Origin of the sequence: Streptomyces sp. NBC_00370 (assembly GCF_036084755.1) — a bacterium.
Taxonomy (GTDB): domain Bacteria; phylum Actinomycetota; class Actinomycetes; order Streptomycetales; family Streptomycetaceae; genus Streptomyces.
In genome coordinates this window covers 3,504,485-3,519,336 of sequence record NZ_CP107968.1, presented here as the reverse complement: position 1 = coordinate 3,519,336, position 14,852 = coordinate 3,504,485, and the positions used below count along the sequence as shown (strand labels likewise).

The window sequence follows — 14,852 nt, the reverse complement described above, 5'->3', positions numbered from 1 at the left end:
GCGGCTCACTTCCGCAGCCAGTCGAAGCGGACGCAGATCTTGCCGCCGAGCCACGACTCCACCCACGAGCCGAGGTTCAGCTGGGTGCAGTGCTGCGGGTGCGCCGGTGTCGTCGGCTCGGGTACCGGGTCGGTCGGAACCGGAGTCGGGACCGGAGTCGTCGGGACGGGAGTCGGGACCGGGGTGGTCGGTACCGGCGTCGGATCGGGCTGCGGCTGTCCTGTGCCCTTTCCGTACAGCGCGGCGCGGAACACCTTCGACGATTTCGGATTCTCGTCGCACTGCCATACGCCGTGCGGACAGTAATCCGTCAGCGTGTTGTACAGCGGCTTGTATTTCTCGATCCAGTCCAGCATGCCCCGCATATACGCGGGGTTGTCGCCGTTGCGGAAGAGGCCCCACTCCGGATAGGAGATAGCCTTCCGGTGGGCAGCGGCGAAGTCCACATGCTGCTGAAGTCCGAAGGGCTCCTTCACCTGTTCTTCGAAGGTCCTGCCGGGCGGCTGGTCGTAGGAGTCCATTCCGATGATGTCCACGACGTCGTCGCCCGGATAGCACTCGGTCCAGGGGACGGCGTCACGTCCGCGGTTCGGAGCGAAGTCGAAACGGAACTTCTGCCCGGGCACCGCACGCATGGTGGTGACGATGCGGTTCCAGTACTTCTTCCACGCGGCGGGATTCGGGCCGCAGCGGCTCGTGTACGTGGTGCCGTTCATCTCCCAGCCGAGCACGACGACGGTGTCGTTCGCGCCCAGGTCGACCAGGTGCTTCGCCAGCGCGGCGAAGTGGCTGTCGTACGCGCCACGGGCGCCTTTGACCAGCTCACGCCGTACGTCCCGGTCCGGTACCCGCCCTTCGTTGTCCTCCAGCATGGGCACGTTGAGCACGAACACCCGGTCGTCGCGCGCCTTGCGCCACTCGGCCCAGTCGCGCAGGAAGCTCGGCTGGCCCTCGATGTTGGACCACACGTCCCCGGGGAGATAGGTGTGCCCGACCCGCAGATTCGTGCCGCCGAGCCATTTCTGCATTTCGGCGATACGGGTCACCCCCTCGGGGCCGTAATCGAGATACGCGCCGAAAGCCGGCGCCGCCGCTGCGGGCGGCGCCGGGTTCCCGGTCTTTCCTGGTTCGTCCGGTCCGTCAAGACCGGCGGCGAAGCTCGGAACGGGCAGCACCGAACCTGAGACAAGGAGGCCGGCCGTGACGACACCCACACAGGTGCTCGCCAGCCGTCGACGTGGATGGGACATGTCTGCTCCTCGGAGTTGGACCCTGTTCCGCGGCCTCGCGGGCCGTGGTCACGCTGATCCAAAAGTATTTCTAATGAGCCGAATGGGAACCTGGCCTGACGTTCCAGTAGCCCGTTCGTGCATTTGATCCCCCGCATGGGTCAGAGAACCCTCGATCAACCAAGGACACAGCCGTGCCGAGCTTTGACATTCGCGTCCCCGCCGTACTCATGAGGCTCGACCGGAATCCGTTCCACCACGGCACGCTCGGCGCCGTGCGCTCCCTCGGCCGGGCCGGCATCGAGGTGCACGCGGTCGTCGAGGCGGCGGGCAGCCCCGTCGGACGCTCCCGTTATCTGCGCCGGGTGCATCTACGGCCCGACGGCAGCCCGGATCTGGCGGAAATTCACCGACTGCTGCGGTCGATCTCCGACCAGCTCGCCACTCCGGCCGTGCTGATCGCGATGGACGATCTGAGCGCCATCGCCGTCGGACGGCTCGCCGCCGAGCTGAGCGGGCGTTATCTGCTGCCTGAACAGCCGTCAGGGCTGGCCGAGCGGGTCGCCGACAAGGCCGAGCTGGTGGACATCTGCGCCGCGCTGTCCGTGCCGCACCCCCGGACGGTGATCCCGGCCGACGCGGAGGGCGCGGCTGCCGCCGCCTGGTCGCTGGGCCTTCCGGTGGTGGCGAAGTGGAGCAGGCCCTGGCTGCTGCCCGCGGGGGCCGGGCTGCGCAGCACCCAGGTCGTCCGCTCCAAGCGGGAGGCGAGGGAGCTGTTCGCACGGCGGCCGGAGGCGGGCAGCGAGCTGCTGCTCCAGGAGTATCTGCCGCAGGGGCGCGACCTCGACTGGTTCTTCCACGGCTACAGCGGCTCGGACGGTACGTGTCTGGTCGGGGCGGCGGGCCGCAAGGAGCGGTCGTGGCCGGTGGGCGCGGGGCTCACCGCCGTCGGCCGGTGGCTGCCCAATGCGGAGGTGGAGCGGACCGCGCGTCAGGTGGTCGCGGCCCTCGGCTACCGGGGCATCCTCGACCTGGACTTCCGGCTCGACCCGGGGACCGGCGGCTACCACCTGCTCGACTTCAACCCCAGGCCCGGCGCACAGTTCCGGCTGTTCACCGACCGGGCGGGCACCGATGTCGTAAGGGCGCTGCATCTGGATCTGACCGGCCGTACGGTCCCTGCGTCGGGCGCGGCGCACGGCAGGACGTTCCTGGTGGAGAACTACGCGCTGCTGTCCTTCCTGTCGTCGCTCACGTCGTCCGGGCTGCCCCGGGGCGCGCGGGGCGCAGGGGGCGTGCGGGGGGAGCGAGACGGCGCGTTGGGCGGCGCACGGGCCGGCGTCCGGGGCGGCGCGCGAGGGCGCGGGGGCCGGGAGGCCGCCTGGTTCGCGCTGGACGACCCGATGCCCGCGTACGGCATGGCCACCGCCTGGATCCGGCACGCGACGCGGCGCGCCGGGCGCGGGGCGGGGCGCACGGCGCCGGTCGCCCGCGCGGGCCCGGCACCCGACACCGGCCGGACCCCTTCGGTGCAGTGACCCCGTTCCGGCGGCAATAACCCCATTCCGTGCAGTGACCACACAGAGAGCGGCACACACCATGTACGACCTGGTAGTTGTGGGTGCGGGACCCTACGGTCTGTCCATCGCGGCCCATGCGGCGGCGGCAGGGCTCGATCTGCGGGTGTTCGGCAGGCCGATGGCCGCGTGGCGGGATCACATGCCGCCCGGGATGTATCTCAAGTCGGAGCCCTGGGCATCCAACTTGTCCGCTCCACGGGGTGAGTTCGACCTGGCCGCCTACGCGGCGTCCCAGGGCACCGAGTCACGGCACGGCGTGCCCCTGCCGGTCCGCTTCTTCGCCTCGTACGGCCTGTGGTTCGCCGAGCGCGCCGTACCACCGGTCGACGAACGGCTGATCACGGCCGTCCGCCCCTGCCCCGGCGGCTTCCACCTCACGACCGACGACGGTCAGTCCGTCCTGACCAGGACGGTGGCGCTCGCCCTCGGCGTGATGCCGTTCATCGACATCCCCGCGCCGCTGCGCGGACTCCCGCCCGAGCAGGTGTCGCACAGCAGCCACCACGCGGACCTCGCCCGGTTCGAGGGCCAGGACGTCACCGTCGTCGGCGGCGGGCAGGCGGCCCTGGAGACCGCGGCGCTCCTCGCCGAACAGGGCACGGCGGTACGGGTCGTCGTCCGCGCGGACCGGCTGAACTGGAACACCCTTCCGCCGCCCAGGGAACGCCCGGTGGTCGAGGCGGCCCGGCGGCCGCACACCGGGCTCGGCTGCGGGTGGCGCAACTGGCTGTACGCCGAGACCCCCGGCATCTTCCGCCGGCTGCCCGCGCAGACGCGGGCGCGGGTCTTCAGCTCGGCGCTGGGCCCGGCGGGCGCGTGGTGGCTGCGGGACCGCTTCGAACCGGCCGTGGGGGTACGGCTCGGCGAGAGCGTGGCCGCCGCGGTGCCGAGCGGCGGGCGCGTACGGCTCGAACTGGTCTCCACCGACGGGCGGTCGGAGACGGTGGAGACCGACCATGTCATCGCGGCGACCGGGTTCACCCCCGGCCTCGACCGGCTCGGTCTGCTCGACGGCGACCTGCGCGGCGCGCTGCGGACGGTCGGCGCGAGTCAGGGTCCCGAGGCGAGCGCGGTCTTCGAGTCCTCGTACCCGGGGCTGTTCCTGGCCGGGCTGTTGAGCGCGCCGTCGTTCGGCCCCTCGATGCGGTTCGTGTACGGCGCGACGTACACGGCCGAGCGGCTGGTGGCCGGGGTGCGGCGCAGGCTGGGGACGGGCGGCGGGCTGCCGGTGACGGTCAGACAGCGGGACGTCAGGCGCGGGGCGCAGAGCCGTACGCGACAGCCGGCCCGTACGCCGTTGGGCAGCCCGGGGCTTTCGTGAGGCGCTGAGGCCTGAGGTCTGAGGCGATGCCGGGAGAGTCCTGCGGACGACTCTCCCGGCCTGTCGTGTCGGGTTGTTCCGTGGCGGGGAATCAGACGCGCGCGGGCGCGGTGCTGCGGCGGTACAGGATGCCGCCGCCGAGCAGCAGCGCGGCGCTCATCGCGGCGGCCGCGAAGAGGTTGGCTTCGGCGCCGGTGTGCGCGAGCTGCGGTACGGAGGAGTCCTCCAGGACCGGGGCCGGGGCCACGGGGGTCTGCGGGGTGTGGAAGGCGACGGGGGTCGGGGGCAGCGTGCGGTGCTCGGTCGGCGGCGCGGGACGCTCGGGGGCGGGGAGCGTCCGGGGGACCTCGGGCGTACCGCTGGCGCAGTGGTTGCCGAAGGCCGGGTTCAGCAGGCCGACGACGTCGACGGTGTCGCCGCAGAGGTTCAGCGGGATGTCGAGGGGAGCCTGGAGGAGGTTGCCCGACAGCAGGCCGGGGGAGCCGGCGACGGTGCTCTCGGCGGTGGCACCGCCGGTCTCGTGGCGCGGGCTCTCGTGGCGCGGGGCCTCGTGACGCGGCGTTTCGTGACGCGGGGTCTGGTGGTGCGCCGGGTACTGGGGCGCGGAGTGGGGTGCGGCTTCGTGCTGCGGGGCCTGGTGCGGCTGGGCCTGGTGGTGCTGCGGCTGCTGGTGCTGCTCGTGCTGGGCCTGCTGGTGGTGCGCGGCCGGGGCCGCGTGACCGACCGGCGCGTGGTGCACGGCCGGCTCGTGGTGGGGCGCGACGTGCGTCTGGCTCGTCGAACCGCAGCCGTTGCCGAACGACGGGTTGGCGACGCCGACCGGGTCGACGGTGTTCCCGCAGATGTTCACCGGGACTTCCAGCGGCGCCGAAATGTTGTTGCCCGACAGCAGCCCCGGCGACTCGGCCGCCACACCGTTGCTGTCCGCGGCCTGCGCGTAACCGGCGCCCATGGACAGCACGCTCGTCGCCGCCGCCGCTGTGAGCAGCCCTTTGCTGATCAGGTCTCGCATCTGGGTTCTCCTCCTGCTGATGCTGGTAATAGCGGTCGTACCGACACCGGGCCGGTCCCGGAGCGCGGGTGTCGCGCTCCGGGACCGGCCCGGTGGCACCCCGAGGGGTGCCTTTCCGACGTCAGCTGTTGACGCAGGCGTTGCCGAAGGCGGGGTTCAGCAGGGAGATCACGCCGATGCTGTTGCCGCAGACGTTCACGGGCACGTGGACCGGGACCTGGATCACGTTGCCGGACAGCACACCGGGCGAACCGATGGCGGCGCCCTCGGCACCCGAGTCGGCGACGGCGGGGGCAGCTGCGCCCATGGCCATGATCAGCCCGGCGACGATGGTGGCGGCCTTCTTGCACTTCATCTTGAGCCCTTTCCGCAGCGGGCATCACGTCCGCACGACTGTCGTGGTCCGCGGGCCGCGTTCACCGGCCCTGCACGTCCGCTGCGGGAACTCCAACGAGTAGCCACTACCGAGGAAACTGCCCTGGTTTAAGGCTTTTGCTCGTTCACTCGATTGCCGAGGGTGCACACGGCAGCGCGGGCCGGCCAAGGCTTCGTTGCCTCCGCCGGCCCGCGCCGGTCCCGCTGGGCGGACTTACTCGTTGCCCACACCGTTGCCGGAGAGCACCGGGATGTCGTCCACGATGTGCGACAGCGGCTCGTCGCCCTTGGCCTGCGTCGAGCCCTCGGCGCACTGCTGGTTCTGCGGGTTGGCCAGGACGTTGACGTCCTGGACCGCGACCGGCACGAGAACGCCGACGAGCGAACCGACGTTGGCCTTCACCGGCAGACCGACGCACAGGTCGTTCAGCGAGCTCTGGACGAGCTCCGACTGCGGGCTCATGTTTCCGCCCGTGGCGGAGTTACCGAAGGCGGACTTGGCGCCATTGCCACTCGCCGAAGTGGTGCCGGCGTCGTTGCCGATGGCGAGCGCCTGAGGAGCCGCCATGGCGGAGGCGCCGACCACGGAGGCGGTGACCGCCGCGGCCGCCATAATCTTCTTGATCACGGTGTGTTCCTTTTCTCAAGAATGCGTGTCGTGCGTCCTGTACCAACCGCGTAACGAGTGAATGGTTCCGCTGCTTCACCCGATCGGCTTGTTCAACCCCGGTAATAGGCCGTTGGAGTGAAGTGAGAGAACCAAACCCGCTCTGCGCAGTTGCTCAGTGCGCCCCGGGTACTTCCGGGCATCCTTCGGAAGGGGACTCATCGTGATCAAGAAGGTTATGGCCGGCGCAGCCGTCGCCGTGTCCGTCGTCGGTATGGGCGCCGCAGCCGCGTCGCCGGCGATGGCCACCGGCAACGACGCCGGTACCACGTCCGCCAGCGGAAACTTCGCGAGCCAGACGTACGGCAACTCGGCGACCTACGGCAACATGAGCCCGCAGATGGCGCTCATCCAGGGCTCGCTGAACAAGCCCTGCATCGGTCTGCCGGCCAAGGTCAACGCCGGCTCGCTGGTCGGTCTCGTGCCGATCGCCGTCCAGGACGTCAACGTCCTGTCGAGCCCGCAGAACCAGCAGTGTGTCGAGAATTCGACGCAGGCCAAGGGTGACGAGCCGCTGTCGCACATTCTCGACAACATCCCGGTCCTGTCCGGCAACGGTGCCGGCAACAACTGAGCGACCGGCCGTATTGCCTATTGATCGCGATGGGCCATTCGGGGGACTTCCCGGAACCATTCGTCCATGCGTGAGTTGAACAATTCGGTACTCCACCGGTGGAGTCCGACTTTCCGGAAAGGCATTAAAATGAAGAAGCTGTGGGCAACCGCTGCTGTAGCGGCCTCGCTCGTCGGAGCCACGGCCGCCGTCGCGACGCCGGCGATGGCGATCGGCGACGACACGGGCACGACGTCGTTCAGCGGCAACGGTGCCGAGCAGTCCTTCGGCAACTCGGTGACCAAGGGCGACATGAGCCCCCAGCTGGGTCTCGTTCAGGGCTCCCTGAACAAGCCCTGCATCGGTCTGCCGGCCAAGGCGAACGTCGGCTCCCTCGTGGGCCTCGTGCCGATCGCCGTCCAGGACATCAACGTCCTGTCGTCGCCGCAGAACCAGCAGTGCACCGAGAACTCGACCCAGGCCAAGGGTGACGAGGCGCTGTCGCACATCCTCGACGACATCCCGGTCCTGTCGGGCAACGGCGTCGGCAACAGCTGATCGCCCCGAAGGCCCGGACCGGCGTGCTCATGCCGGTCCGGGCCTTCGTCGTTCCCGCCCGCACGTACCCGCCTCGCGCCGGCCCCGCCGGAGTAGTGCGGCGGGGCGTGATTCGATGCCCGGATGAACGAGCCAACTCCCGCCGTGGTCCTGCGGGCACGCCACGACTCCGATCTGCCCGCCTGCGCGGCGGCGCTGGCCGACGTACACGCCCGCGACGGCTACCCCGTCAACTGGCCGGCCGATCCGGCCGGTTGGCTGACCACCCGAACCCTGATCGGCGCCTGGGTGGCGGAGCTGGACGGCCGGGTCGTCGGCCATGTCGGCCTGTCCGGCGGCACGGAGGACGACATCGCGCCCCGCCTGCTGAGCGACCGGGCAGCCGCTCCCCTCGTCGCGGCGACCGGCGTCGTCAGCCGCCTGTTCGTCGCCCCCGGCGCTCGCGGACACCGCATCGGCGCGCTGCTGATGGCCCGGGTCGTGGCCGAGGCGCGAACGCGCCAACTGCGCCCGGTGCTGGACGTGGTGGCCACGGACACCGCGGCGGTGGCGCTGTACGAACGCCTCGGCTGGGAGCTGCTGGGAACGGCCGAGGAACAGTGGGGCCCGGAGCAGAAAGTCACCCTGCGCGCCTACCACTTGGCGGCGGGCTGAGCGGGTGCCGCGACGGTTGACCGCCGGGGCGGGCGCCGGATACTGAGGGGCATGCAATTCGTCGTGTTGATGACGCTGCCCGGTCTGGTCATCCTGCTGACGGTCGTGGCCTTCACCGACCAGTTGCTGTTGCGGGCCGGGCGGGCCGGGGTCTTGCCCTGGCGGAACAGCGTGCGGCAGGGGCAGATATCGGCGACCGGGTTCGAGCAGCTGCACGCCAGCTTCTCGCCGGGCAAGCAGAACGAGCTGAAGGAACGGCAGTCGGCGCTGATCATGCCGGACAACGAGGACGACGGGGCGCCGCCGAACCGGACGACGGTGGATCTCGACGGTGGCACGGCGGTCGTGCGGATGTCCCGCCCCGAAGTGTGAGGCGCGCCGTGCCGCGCCGGGACTAGATTCCCTGCCCATGGACCGTGACTTCTACCTCACCCACCTGCGGGCCGAGCTCGACGGCTTCCGTGCCTGCCTCGACGGCGACCTCTCCGTACCCGTCGCGCACTGCGGCGGCTGGACGGTGCACGACCTGGCCGGGCATCTGGGCGGCGGGAACCTCTGGGCGGCGACCGCCGTGACCGAGCGGCGGGGCAGGGGCGGATCGGCGCGGGCGCCGAAGGACCCGGCGGCGGTGGGGCCGTGGTTCGACGGTACGGCGACCACGCTCCTCGACGTGCTGACCGACACCGACCCGGACGCCGAGGCGTGGACGTTCGCCCTGCCCCGTACCGTCGCCTTCTGGCAGCGCAGGCGTTGCCTGGAGACGCTCGTCCACCGGTGGGACGCGCAGAACGCGCTCGGCGGCGCCGCGCCCTTCGAGCCCGCGCTCGCCCACGACGGCGTCAGCGAGGTGTTCGACACCTTCGCCCCGCGCGAAGTGCGCAAGGGCCGCGCGGCGCCGCCGCCCCACGCGCTGCGTCTCGTGTCGACCGACACCGGCGGCAGCTGGGCGTACGGTCCCGGCGACCCCGTCGCCACGGTCACGGGGACGGCGGAGCGGCTGCTGCTGGTGCTGTGGGGCCGGGTGGCCCGCGACGACCGGGCGCTCGGGTGGGACGGCGACCGGGCGGCGGCCGAGGAGACGCTGAGCGGCCCGCTGGTGCCGTAGCGACTGGTGCCGTAGTGACTGGTGGTGTTCCGGGGCCGTGGTGGCTGATGCCGTCGTGACTCCTGGGTAGTGTGTCGGGGTGCTCACCGTGACAAGCGTGAATGTGAACGGCCTCCGCGCCGCCGCCAAGAAGGGCTTCGTGGAGTGGCTGGCCGACACCGCCGCCGACGTGGTCTGCCTCCAGGAGGTACGGGCCGAGCCCGGCCAGCTGCCCGACGGCGTACGCGAGCCCGAGGGCTGGCACGCCGTGTACGCGCCCGCGGCGGCGAAGGGCAGGGCCGGTGTCGCGCTGCTGTCCCGGCGCGAGCCCGAGCGTACCCAGATCGGCTTCGGCTGCCCCGAGTTCGACGCGAGCGGCCGGTACGTCGAGATCGACCTGCCCGGTGTGACGGTCGCCAGCCTCTACCTGCCGTCCGGTGAGGTCGGCACCGAACGGCAGGACGAGAAGGTCCGCTTCATGGACGAGTTCCTCGGCTACCTGGAACAGCTCAAGAAGCGCGCGGCGGCCGACGGCCGCGAGGTGCTGGTCTGCGGCGACTGGAACATCGCCCACCAGCAGGCCGACCTCAAGAACTGGCGCGCCAACCAGAAGTCGTCCGGCTTCCTCCCCGACGAACGGGCCTGGCTGAGCCGGGTCTTCGAGGAGACGGGGTACGTGGACGTCGTACGCGCCCAGCACCCGGAGCAGGAGGGGCCGTACTCGTGGTGGTCGTACCGCGGGCGCGCCTTCGACAACGACACGGGCTGGCGCATCGACTACCACGTGGCCACCCCCGGTCTGGCCGGGCGGACGGTCAAGGCGTGGGTGGAGCGCGCGGCCACCCACGACGAGCGCTGGAGCGACCACGCGCCGGTGACGGTGGTCTACGGCCCGTAAGGCGCTGCCCCGAGGCCCCTCAGGCCCCTCAGAAGCCGATGGCTTGGCGGAGCAGCAGGACCGTACCGCGCCCGGGCTGGTGTTCCGCGTTGAGGACGAGCAGCCGGTTGACGGCGCTGGGCCACCCGTACGCCTCCTCGGTGCGGGCGCTCTCCAGCGGCAGGCAGTGGTCGTCCACGCGCCGCAGCGCGGTGTCGAGGTCCGGCACCACCTTCTGCGCCCCGACGACCCAGATCGCCCGCGCCGCGCCGCCCGCGTACCCGGGCAACTGGCTTCCGCTGCCCGAAGCGATCACGAGCGAACCGGTCTCGGTGACCGCGGCGACGCTGCCGACGATCACGTCAGGGCTGGCCAGCAGCCGCCGGATGACGTCGGCGCCGGTGACGCGGTCCATGGCCAGGACGCGCGGCTTGATCGCCTGGTAGCGCCCGCCGGCGTTGATGTCCTCCTCGATGCCGGACAGCCGAAGGGTCTCGCTGGCCCCGGTGAACACGCTCGCGCGTTCGGGGATCAGCTCTCCGACGCGGGTACGCGCGGCGGCGACGTCGTCGAGGATCTCCACGGTGAAACCGTGTGCGGTCAGCGCGGCGGCTGCCCGCTCCAGGCGCTGCGCGGGGGCCGGGGCGGCAAATCGGGTGGCCGGTATCGGGGTCGTCATGATGTCTCTGAGCTTCCTGTTCGCTGGATGATGTGTCCGTCTCATCTGTCCGACAACGCAGCGCCCGGGAATGTCAGGCCTGACATTCCGGCGGCCTGTCTTGTCGGATAGGTGAGGACGGAAGCGAGCGAGGGAGCTGTCGGCACCATGACCACCGGGGCGGCGGACGAAGGAGACGGCGCGGACGACCGGCCCGATCCGGGCCTGGACGTGATCATGAGCGAGCGGCGGCAGCTCATCAATGTCGCCTACCGGCTCCTGGGCTCCCTGGCCGAGGCGGAGGACGCCGTCCAGGAGACGTACGCCCGCTGGTACGCCATGCCGCAGCGGCAGCGGGACGCCATCGAGTCCCCGGGCGCCTGGTTGACGACGGTCGCGAGCCGCGTCTGCCTCAACCTGCTCAGCTCGGCCCGGGTCCGGCGGGAGACGTACGTGGGCGACTGGCTCCCCGAGCCGCTGCCCGAACGCGGCGAGTGGAGCACCGGCCGGCCGGGCGGCGCCGCCGTCGATCCGGCGGACCGGGTCACCCTGGACGAGTCGGTCAACCTGGCCTTCCTGGTCGTACTCGAAGCGATGACCCCGGCCGAACGCGTCGCCTTCATCCTCCACGACGTCTTCTGCCACTCCTTCGCCGAAGTCGCCGAGATCGTCGGCCGCACCCCCGCCGCCTGCCGCCAACTGGCCTCCTCGGCCCGCCGCCGCGTCCGCGACGCGCGCCCTTCGGCGACTCCGGCGGCCCAACGAGCCGCCGTCGTGCGGGACTTCAAACAGGCCTGGGAAGCCAAGGACATCGAAGCGCTCATCGCCCTCCTCGACCCCGAAGCCACGGCAACCGCGGACGGCGGCGGCCTGGCCCTGACCTTCCTCCACCCCATCGAAGGCGCCGAACAGATCGCCCAAGCCTGGACCGAAATCGCCCGCCGCAAGCCCGCCACCATGACCTTCCTGGAACGCACGGTCAACGGCCAACCGGGCCTGGTGGCCGAACAGGACGGCGCGACGGTGACGGTGTTCGCGTTCGACGTCGCGGCCGACCGGATCAAGCACATCTGGGTCGTCCGAAACCCGGAGAAACTGCGCGGCTGGCCGACGGCCTGACTGTCTTAGGGTTCCGACATGAGCAACTCTGAAGCGGCTGCCGTCCTCACAACCGCTCATCTGCCGGAGGCGATACGCGCGGTACGTACGTTGCTGGGCATCGCGGACACCGGTCAGGCGGAGGTCGACTTCGAAGGCGTGATCAGGTCGCCGGATGTCCTCACGCACGTACGTCGCGTACTGCCCGACCTCAGATGGTGGGCGTTGGCCGGCGAGGAGCACGGCTCGTCGGAAGGCGGTGACAACCCTGCGGAGTGTCTGCCCGTCCAGGTCTTCGACTGGGGTCGTCCGCTGGACCGCGCCGAGCCCTTCATCGCCGCTCTGGGGCCGGATGCTGCGGCTGTTCGCTGGGATCTGGACGCATGGCCCGCGGTCCCCGAAGCGGGACTGGAAAGGGTCTCGCAGAAGTACGCCTACCTCACGCTGACAGTGCATTCCCGGGACCTCTACCAGCATGAGCTGTCGCAGGACCACACCGTCCACGTGCACGTGCCGCGCGGGGACGGCGACCGGATCTCGCGGGTGCGTTGGCTCGCCGGTCAAGTGGGCGGCCGGTTCACGGGCAGAGTGGAGTCGGCGCCTCTGTAACCTCTCGGCGGGGACGTGCTCGCCGTGGCCGAAGCCGCTCGCCAACTCGCCGTGCTGGCGAGGAAAGCCGGCTGGCATCAGGAAGCTCTGTCGATCGCGCTGTCCGCCGCGGACCACCCCGACCTGCGGGGTGCCGGACGGCCCGGCGCAGCCGAGCGTGGGCTGCTCATCCAGTCCGCCGCCTACGCGGTGGCCCGTCGCGGCGACCGGGACGGCATGCGCGAGCTGACCGACGAGGCCGCCGCCGTGGCCAAGGAGCTTGGCGGAACAGTCTTGTTGCGCGACCACGGCGGCGGTTTCAGCCCCCTCACCGTCCAACTCCATCGCATCTCGGCGGAGAACTACGCCGGCGACCCATTGGCCGCGCTTGCGGCCGCCCGGACGATCCCGCTGAAGGCGCTGCCCAGCGTGGAACGGCGCTCCCGTGCCCTCGGTGACATCGCCGTCACGTACGACCGGCTCGGCCGCCGGGGTGACTGCGTCCGCACCCTCCTTGCCGCCGAACACTGCGCCCCCGAGGAGACCCACGCCCGCCCGGCGACGAAATCGCTCATCTCCAGCCTGTTGGTCTCGGGGCATACCTCGACGGAACTACGTGGCCTCGCGGCCCGCAGCGGCGTCCTTCTCTGACGGAACGCGCATCGTCGGTGTCAGCCGCTGATGTCGGAAGACTTCTCTCCGAGCTTGCGGCAGTTTCGAGACTCAAGCACCGCTTGCCCGGTCATGCCCCGGGGGCCAGGGGATGTGGGTCAGGAGGGGGAGCAGGTGGTCCTCCTCGTGGTCGAGGTGCGCGTTCAGTTCGGCCGACATGCGGGCCACCTCGGCGCGGAAGCGGTGGGGGTCGGAGAGGGTGATGTCGGCCAGCAGGGCGGCGAGTTCGTCCTGGATCCGGGCCACTGTCGCGTGTTCTGCGGCCAGTTGGGCGAAGACATCGGTCAGGTCGGGGTGGTGGGCTGCGATTCCGGGGAACAGGTGTGCGTCCTCGCTGGTGTGGTGGAACTCCAGTCCCTGGCAGAACGCCAGGCAGCGCTGGCGGATCTGCAGTCCGAGGGCGGGCGGTGGTTCGGCGAGTCCGTTGTGTGCTCCTCGCGCGGCGAAGTGGGCGTCCACCTCCGCTCCGACGTGCAGTAGCTGGGCACGAAGCCAGGTGTGCACCTCCATCAGCTTGTCGGCGAGGCTCATGACCTCGGTGGGTGGCTGCCAGCCGTCGGGTTCAGGGCGTTGCAGGATGACCACCGGCAACTGCCGCTCTGTGCGGGCCGCGTAGTCGGCGTACCCGGGCGCCGCGCGTACGCAGACGTCGAACAGCTGGTCGCGGTGCGTTCCCTCGGCCGGGACCGCGAGGGCGTCGTAGGTGGCGGTGCCGATTTCCACCTGTACGACGGGGTGGGCGAGCAGGTTGTGGTACCAGCCGGGGTGGTGAGGTCCGCCGAGGTTCGACCCGACCACCAACAGCAGCTCGCCGTCGCGTGCGAAGCCGAGCGGTGTGGTGTGGGGGCGCCCCGACCGGGCGCCGGTGGTCGTCAGCAGCAGGAGATCGCCGCCCGCGAACGGGCCGCCGACCTTGCCCACGTTGGCTCGGAACTCGGCGATGACGGATTGGTTGAACGATGTGGGCATGCGGTTTCGCTTCTCCGGGGGAGGGTGTGGGGCCGCGCGGCGGCCGGGGGCGACGAGCGTGAAAGCGCTACGTCAGCGATGGGGGCAAGGGTGAGAACTCATGCCGGATCCCTGATGTGAAGGGTGCTCCGCCCAGTCACCGGCCTGCCCACTGCTCTTTGGCCGGCACCACGCGGCACCGGGGCCTATTACATGCGCCGCGGCGGATCACTGTCAACGAGCACCGGTAGCGAAGAGCGCCCACAGGAGCGCGCCGCACAGCGTCAGGACGGAGAGTACGCAGGCGACCTGCTGGCCCTTCGGGCTCACGTCCCCTCGCCACCCACCTGCGCCCAGACGAGCTTCCCGACCCCACGCCGCTCGCTCGCGCCCCACCGCTGGTTGGTCAGCTCGTCCACCAACGCGAGCCCGCGGCCCCCTTCGTCGTCGTCCGCCGCCTTGTGCCGCTGTGGCAGTTCGTCGCTGGCGTCGTGGACCTCGATCCGTACGGAGTCGTCCTGCCGGATGATCCACGTCTCGACCATCCGGCCCGGCACGTGTGCGTGCAGCACGGCGTTGGTCATCAGCTCGGAGAGGACGAGCGCCGCCACATCACCGAGTTCGGCCAGTCCCCAGGCGTCGAGAGCATCCAGCAACAGATGCCGGGCGAGCCCCACGGAGCGCCGGTTGCGCGGCCAAAGCTTGCGTACGAGAGGGGTGTTCGCGGGTGATGTGGCATTCGCTGAGTGCATGGGCGTGCCCTCCGTCGGCTCGTGGAGCCGGAGTTGTCGCTGTCGGGAGGTCAGCTCACGTCGGCCACGCTCGGCGAGGAGCTGGCAGCGCTGTGTGAGCGACTGCCTGTAATCGTGACACCGCTCGCGGTACGGTGACATGGCCACAGAGGAATTCTGTCGTCAACTTTTCGCGTGAACTTTCGCGGTTTATCGGGGAGTTCGCACCGGGGGTCGGTAGCTTCCG

18 protein-coding genes are annotated in these 14,852 nt (G+C 70.7%); 11 read left to right on the top strand and 7 right to left on the bottom strand.

What is annotated here, in order from left to right:
• Positions 1-5: 5 nt before the first annotated feature.
• The gene (locus OHS57_RS15575; protein WP_328582320.1) at positions 6-1,250 is read right to left on the bottom strand and encodes a glycoside hydrolase family 26 protein; all 1,245 of its coding nucleotides are present in this window, start codon (positions 1,248-1,250) and stop codon (positions 6-8) included.
• A gap of 173 nt (positions 1,251-1,423) precedes the next feature.
• Between OHS57_RS15575 and OHS57_RS15570 the strand changes: the two genes are divergently transcribed.
• Entirely contained in the window at positions 1,424-2,767 is a 1,344-nt protein-coding gene (locus OHS57_RS15570; RefSeq protein WP_443042895.1) for a carboxylate--amine ligase, read from the top strand.
• A 61-nt stretch (positions 2,768-2,828) separates the two neighbouring features.
• Positions 2,829-4,130 (top strand): NAD(P)-binding domain-containing protein, encoded by a 1,302-nt coding sequence (locus OHS57_RS15565; protein ID WP_328585075.1) that lies wholly within the window; start codon positions 2,829-2,831, stop codon positions 4,128-4,130.
• A 91-nt stretch (positions 4,131-4,221) separates the two neighbouring features.
• Here OHS57_RS15565 and OHS57_RS15560 read toward each other — a convergent pair whose 3' ends face one another.
• The 3 genes from OHS57_RS15560 to OHS57_RS15550 all read right to left on the bottom strand — a co-directional run bounded on the left by OHS57_RS15560 (position 4,222) and on the right by OHS57_RS15550 (position 6,142).
• A complete protein-coding gene (locus OHS57_RS15560; RefSeq protein WP_328582319.1) occupies positions 4,222-5,142 on the bottom strand; it encodes a chaplin in 921 nt (306 codons plus the stop codon).
• Between the two features lie 121 nt (positions 5,143-5,263).
• Positions 5,264-5,497: a chaplin gene (locus OHS57_RS15555; protein WP_041988797.1), complete on the bottom strand. Its 234-nt coding sequence runs from the start codon at positions 5,495-5,497 to the stop codon at positions 5,264-5,266.
• Between the two features lie 234 nt (positions 5,498-5,731).
• Complete coding sequence (locus OHS57_RS15550; protein WP_041996059.1) at positions 5,732-6,142, bottom strand: rodlin; 411 nt, start codon at positions 6,140-6,142, stop codon at positions 5,732-5,734.
• A gap of 205 nt (positions 6,143-6,347) precedes the next feature.
• Here OHS57_RS15550 and OHS57_RS15545 point away from each other — a divergent pair, with 205 nt between their 5' ends.
• The 6 genes from OHS57_RS15545 to OHS57_RS15520 all read left to right on the top strand — a co-directional run bounded on the left by OHS57_RS15545 (position 6,348) and on the right by OHS57_RS15520 (position 9,931).
• A complete protein-coding gene (locus OHS57_RS15545) occupies positions 6,348-6,758 on the top strand; it encodes a rodlin (RefSeq protein ID WP_041988800.1) in 411 nt (136 codons plus the stop codon).
• A gap of 129 nt (positions 6,759-6,887) precedes the next feature.
• On the top strand, positions 6,888-7,295 hold the full coding sequence (locus OHS57_RS15540; RefSeq protein ID WP_041988801.1) for a rodlin: 408 nt from the start codon (positions 6,888-6,890) through the stop codon (positions 7,293-7,295).
• A 123-nt stretch (positions 7,296-7,418) separates the two neighbouring features.
• Positions 7,419-7,949, top strand: coding sequence for a GNAT family N-acetyltransferase (locus OHS57_RS15535; protein ID WP_328582318.1), 531 nt, complete (start codon positions 7,419-7,421; stop codon positions 7,947-7,949).
• Between the two features lie 51 nt (positions 7,950-8,000).
• Positions 8,001-8,321: a DUF6191 domain-containing protein gene (locus OHS57_RS15530; RefSeq protein ID WP_328582317.1), complete on the top strand. Its 321-nt coding sequence runs from the start codon at positions 8,001-8,003 to the stop codon at positions 8,319-8,321.
• A gap of 37 nt (positions 8,322-8,358) precedes the next feature.
• Complete coding sequence (locus OHS57_RS15525) at positions 8,359-9,054, top strand: maleylpyruvate isomerase family mycothiol-dependent enzyme (RefSeq protein ID WP_328582316.1); 696 nt, start codon at positions 8,359-8,361, stop codon at positions 9,052-9,054.
• Positions 9,055-9,133: 79 nt separating this feature from the next.
• Positions 9,134-9,931: an exodeoxyribonuclease III gene (locus OHS57_RS15520; RefSeq protein ID WP_328582315.1), complete on the top strand. Its 798-nt coding sequence runs from the start codon at positions 9,134-9,136 to the stop codon at positions 9,929-9,931.
• Positions 9,932-9,959: 28 nt separating this feature from the next.
• Here the strand turns inward: OHS57_RS15520 and OHS57_RS15515 are convergent, their stop codons facing one another.
• Positions 9,960-10,589 carry an LUD domain-containing protein gene (locus OHS57_RS15515; RefSeq protein WP_328582314.1) on the bottom strand — a complete coding sequence of 210 codons (630 nt, stop codon included), beginning with the start codon at positions 10,587-10,589 and terminating at the stop codon, positions 9,960-9,962.
• 147 nt (positions 10,590-10,736) lie between these two features.
• On the opposite strand from OHS57_RS15515, the gene sigJ reads away from it, so the two are divergent.
• From sigJ to OHS57_RS15500, 3 genes are read left to right on the top strand one after another with little or no spacing between them, the layout of a single operon-like run.
• On the top strand, positions 10,737-11,687 hold the full coding sequence (gene sigJ, locus OHS57_RS15510) for an RNA polymerase sigma factor SigJ (RefSeq protein ID WP_328582313.1): 951 nt from the start codon (positions 10,737-10,739) through the stop codon (positions 11,685-11,687).
• Between the two features lie 18 nt (positions 11,688-11,705).
• Positions 11,706-12,275, top strand: coding sequence for a hypothetical protein (locus OHS57_RS15505; RefSeq protein ID WP_328582312.1), 570 nt, complete (start codon positions 11,706-11,708; stop codon positions 12,273-12,275).
• A gap of 24 nt (positions 12,276-12,299) precedes the next feature.
• Positions 12,300-12,905 (top strand): hypothetical protein, encoded by a 606-nt coding sequence (locus tag OHS57_RS15500; RefSeq protein WP_328582311.1) that lies wholly within the window; start codon positions 12,300-12,302, stop codon positions 12,903-12,905.
• A 72-nt stretch (positions 12,906-12,977) separates the two neighbouring features.
• Here OHS57_RS15500 and OHS57_RS15495 read toward each other — a convergent pair whose 3' ends face one another.
• Together OHS57_RS15495 and OHS57_RS15490 are read right to left on the bottom strand one after the other, a co-directional pair.
• Positions 12,978-13,895, bottom strand: coding sequence for a nitroreductase/quinone reductase family protein (locus OHS57_RS15495; RefSeq protein ID WP_328582310.1), 918 nt, complete (start codon positions 13,893-13,895; stop codon positions 12,978-12,980).
• A gap of 305 nt (positions 13,896-14,200) precedes the next feature.
• On the bottom strand, positions 14,201-14,626 hold the full coding sequence (locus tag OHS57_RS15490) for an ATP-binding protein (protein WP_041988825.1): 426 nt from the start codon (positions 14,624-14,626) through the stop codon (positions 14,201-14,203).
• Positions 14,627-14,852: the final 226 nt, after the last annotated feature.